5 protein-coding genes are annotated in these 4,290 nt (G+C 55.9%); all 5 read right to left on the bottom strand.

Annotated features, from left to right (window positions below):
• Window position 1: 1 nt before the first annotated feature.
• A complete protein-coding gene (pheS, locus tag ACPLUI_RS07870) occupies window positions 2-1,003 on the bottom strand; it encodes a phenylalanine--tRNA ligase subunit alpha (RefSeq protein ID WP_424659719.1) in 1,002 nt (333 codons plus the stop codon).
• 241 nt (window positions 1,004-1,244) lie between these two features.
• Window positions 1,245-1,337, bottom strand: coding sequence for a YqzL family protein (locus ACPLUI_RS07865; protein ID WP_072868310.1), 93 nt, complete (start codon window positions 1,335-1,337; stop codon window positions 1,245-1,247).
• 102 nt (window positions 1,338-1,439) lie between these two features.
• Window positions 1,440-2,255, bottom strand: coding sequence for a TrmH family RNA methyltransferase (locus ACPLUI_RS07860; protein WP_424659715.1), 816 nt, complete (start codon window positions 2,253-2,255; stop codon window positions 1,440-1,442).
• A gap of 4 nt (window positions 2,256-2,259) precedes the next feature.
• Entirely contained in the window at window positions 2,260-2,904 is a 645-nt protein-coding gene (locus ACPLUI_RS07855; protein WP_424659714.1) for a potassium channel family protein, read from the bottom strand.
• A gap of 9 nt (window positions 2,905-2,913) precedes the next feature.
• Window positions 2,914-4,221 (bottom strand): TrkH family potassium uptake protein, encoded by a 1,308-nt coding sequence (locus ACPLUI_RS07850; protein ID WP_424659713.1) that lies wholly within the window; start codon window positions 4,219-4,221, stop codon window positions 2,914-2,916.
• Between the last annotated feature and the right edge of the window lie 69 nt (window positions 4,222-4,290).

Below are 4,290 nucleotides of genomic sequence, written 5' to 3'. Positions count from 1 at the left end.
ACTAAAACTGGGCCAGGAAACGCAGATCGTTATCAAAGAACAGGCGCAGGTCGTCTATGCCGTACTTGAGCATGGCAATGCGCTCCACACCCATGCCGAAGGCAAAGCCCGTAACCTCTGCCGAGTTATAGCCGGACATTTCCAGAACCCGTGGATGCACCATGCCGCAGCCCAGGATTTCCAGCCAGCCGGTATGGGAGCAGACCCGGCACCCCCTGCCGCCGCACATGACACAGGATATATCCACCTCGGCGCTTGGTTCGGTAAAGGGGAAATAACTGGGCCGGAAGCGGGTACGGGTACCCGCGCCAAACATTTCCCGGGCAAAAACCTCCAGCACTCCTTTCAAGTCGCCAAAGGTTATCCGCCGGTCCACGGCCAGTCCTTCCACCTGGTGAAACATGGGGGAGTGGGTGGCATCGTCATCCCGACGGTAAACTTTCCCCGGGGCAATAATTTTTACCGGCACAGCCGGCGCAGTGCGCTCCATGGTGCGTACCTGCACCGGAGAAGTATGAGTGCGCAGGAGTACCTCGGGACCGATGAAAAAGGAGTCCTGCATGTCCCGGGCCGGGTGGTCCTTGGGCAGATTCAACGCTTCAAAGTTATAATAGTCCAGTTCCACCTCGGGTCCCTCGGCAATGGAAAACCCCAGCCCCAGGAAGATTTCTTCAATTTCCTCCTGGACAGTGGTAAGCGGGTGCTTATTACCCAGCAAAAAAGGTGTCCCCGGGAGGGTTACATCAATGCTCTCAGCGGCCAGGCGCACCCGTTTGACCCGGGCTTTAACCTCCGCCGTACGCTCTGCCAGTTCATTTTCCAGAACTTCCCGGATACTGTTGGCCAGCTGGCCGACCCTGGGCCTTTCTTCGGCCGGCAGGGCACTCATCCCCCGGAGTATCCTGGTGAGTTCACCTTTTTTTCCCAAATATCTGATGCGGATTTCCTCCAGAGTTTCCAGGTTATCCGCCCGGGCCAGAGCCTCCTTCACCTCGGCCACCATTTTATGTAACTGTTCTTCCAAGATTGATTAATCCCCCTTTATACCCCTTTTCTCCTTAAAAACACAAAAACCGCCCCTTTTTTCGGGACGGAAATTGTTCCTTGTCGCGGTACCACCCTTATTGTTCAATAACCGGACGAAACTTAATTCCGCACAATGGAGTTAACTGCTATGCGTCCCACAAGGTAGCCTTACTGTCAAAGGGGTGACCGTTCAATTATACTATTTTCCAACCAGGCCTTTAATGCACGGCTAACCTCCGGTACAGGATGTAGGCGCGGATAGAACCAGTCGCTTCGAACAGTCTCCAAAAAAATTCGGCGGTTAAAAACATTTAACCACGACCTTTCCCTGTTTTTTGGGGACCCTTCGGAGTTGATTATATCACAAGCCCCTTCTTAAAACAAGGAAGTTTCCAGAAAAATTGGGGAACAGGCTACCTTTCAGAGAAACCCGTCCTGACGCAACCCATCCGCTGGCGAACCGCTTCATAAAGCATGATGGAGGCAGCCGCTGCCACATTCAGGGACTCGGCCCGCCCGGGCATGGGAACCGTTGCCAGAAAGTTGGCACGGGCAAGCAGCCCCGGGGAAAGCCCCCGGGACTCGTTGCCCACCACCAGCGCCACCAGACGGGTCATGTCCAGGGCAGGCAGAGGTATCCCGCCTGCGGGAACCCCGGCCACCACCATAAAGCCAGCTTCATTTAACCGGACCAGGACATCCTCCCTTTCCTGTACAGCGACAACGGGCAGGTGAAAAAGGGAGCCCATGGTGGCCCGGATGGTTTTCGGGTTGTATAAATCCACCGTCCCGGGAAACAGGATTACTCCACCCGCGCCGGCAGCGTCAGCACTGCGGATGATGGTACCCAGGTTGCCCGGGTCCTGCACGCCGTCGACCAGCAATAAAAGGGATGAACCCGGTACCAGGATCTCCTCGAGGGTATAACCGGGCTTTTCCACTACTGCCAGCAATCCCTGAGGGGTTTCGGTATCGGCCAGTTCCGCCAGCAGCCCTCCCTCCACCGGTAACAACTGAACCCCCCGCTCACGGGCAGTTTCCAGCAAGGTACCAAGCCGTCCGGCTGCAGGCGGAGTGTACACAAGCATTTTAACCGGCCACTCCGAGCGGAACGCTTCTTCGATGAGGCGCACCCCTTCCAGGATAAAATGACCCTCTTGCTCGCGCCCGCGCCGGCGGGTCAGCCGGCGGAGATACTTTATCTGCGGGTTTGCCTTACTGCGAATCATCCAGTTAGCCTCCGAGGGTTCTCAACTTCTCGTTACGCCCCAGGGCCACCAGTATATCCCCTTCATTAATCACCTGCCTGGCACCGGGGGAAATGATAATCTCTTCCCCACGCCGAATGGCGAGGACGGTAACACCGTATTCCCGCCGCATGGCTGATTCCTGCAGCGTTTTGCCCACAAATTCGGGAGGAGCCACAAGCTCAATAATACTGTAGTCAGGGGAAAGATTGATCTGGTCCACGATGTTTTTGGAAACCAGGGCGTGGGCGACCCTCACCCCCATATCCCGCTCGGGGAAGACCACCATATCAGCGCCCACCCTTTGCAATACTTTGCCGTGGAGCTCGGTGACCGCCTTGGCCACCACCCTGGGCACACCCATTTCCTTGAGCATAACGGTGACCAGAATACTGGATTGCACTTCCTGGCCGATGGCCACAATGACCACATCGAAATTTCTAAGCCCCAGTGACTTCAGTGCCTGTTCATCCATGGCATCCACACAGACGGCATAGGTAACCTCATCAGCAATGGCATTGACCCGCTCTTCACAGGTATCCACCGCCAGGACGTCATACCCCATACGGGCAAGGGTCCTGGCCACACTGGAACCGAACCGCCCCAATCCGATAACGGCAAATTGTTTCATAATCCACCCCTACCCCACCATAATTTTTTCCTCGGGATACCGGATAGCAGTTTTGCGCCGGCGCTGGGCAAAGGCATAAGCCAGGGTCAACGGGCCCACCCGGCCGGCAAACATGGTCAGGATAATGGCCACCCGACCCGCGGGAGACAGGTGCGGAGTTAAGCCCATGCTCAAGCCGACGGTACCAAAAGCAGAAACGGTTTCAAACAGAGCTGCCAGGAAATCTCCTCCTTCGGTGACATTTAAAAGGAGGGTTACCGTGCTTACCAGCAGGATGGCCCACAGCGTAACCGAGAGGGCCTTGTAAACCTGCCACGGCGGAATGCGCCTGCGGAAAACCTCCACATCTTCCTTGCCCCGGCTTAAAGAACAGAGAGTAATCCCGAGAAGGGCAAAGGTGGTGGTTTTGATTCCACCGCCGGTAGAACCGGGAGAGGCCCCAATAAACATCAGTATGATTATGAGAAACTGGGTGGCTGAATGTAAACGCCCGATGTCCACGGTGTTAAACCCGGCCGTACGCGGGGTAACGGCTTGAAAATAAGAAGCCAGAACCTTACCGGACAAGGGGAGGTCCCGCAGGATATGCCCCCACTCCAGCAGGCCGAAGAGGGTCGCACCGCAAAGAATAAGCGCACCGGTCGTCCGCAGGACCAGCCTGGTGTGGACGGACAGGCGGCGGGTGTGCGGGTAATTGTAAAGTTCCATGACCACGGCAAAACCCAGCCCACCCAGAATAATGAGAGAAGTTATGGAAAGAGTAACAACCGGATCGCTTACATACCCGGTAAGGCTCCTGAAACCCCCCATCAGATCAAAACCGGCATTATTAAAGGCGGAAACGGCATGAAAAACACCCAACCACAGACAGCGGGGGAAACCGTAATCAAAGTAAAAACGCAGGGACAATATGGAAGCAAAGATACCTTCTGTAAGGAAGGTAAACAGGACAACGGCCCGCACCAGCCGGACCACCCCGGCCACCCGCAGCTGGTTTAAGGATTCCTGAATGATGAGCCGTTCTTTGAGTCCGATACGCCTGCCCATCAGGATAAAAAACAGGGTGGCCATACTCATGAAGCCCAGCCCGCCAACCTGAATCAGGGTCAATATTACGGCCTGCCCGAAGGAAGACCAGTAAGTACCCGTATCCACTACCACCAGCCCGGTCACGCATACTGCGGAAGTGGCGGTAAACAGCGCGGTCAAAAAGTCCGTGACCCGGCCCGAGCGGCTGGAAACAGGCAACATGAGTAAAAGAGCGCCGGCCAGTATGACCGCGGCAAATCCCAGTACCAGCACCTGGGGCGGTGTCAACGGGAACGGAAAGCCTTATACGGCAGTCCATTTAAGTGCATTAAGCCCGTTTTGTCCGGGCTACCCAAT

This window comes from Desulfofundulus sp. (genome assembly GCF_049701015.1).
GTDB lineage: Bacteria > Bacillota > Desulfotomaculia > Desulfotomaculales > Desulfovirgulaceae > Desulfofundulus.
The sequence above is the reverse complement of the archived record's forward strand: the minus strand, read 5'-3'. Positions and strand labels throughout refer to the sequence as shown.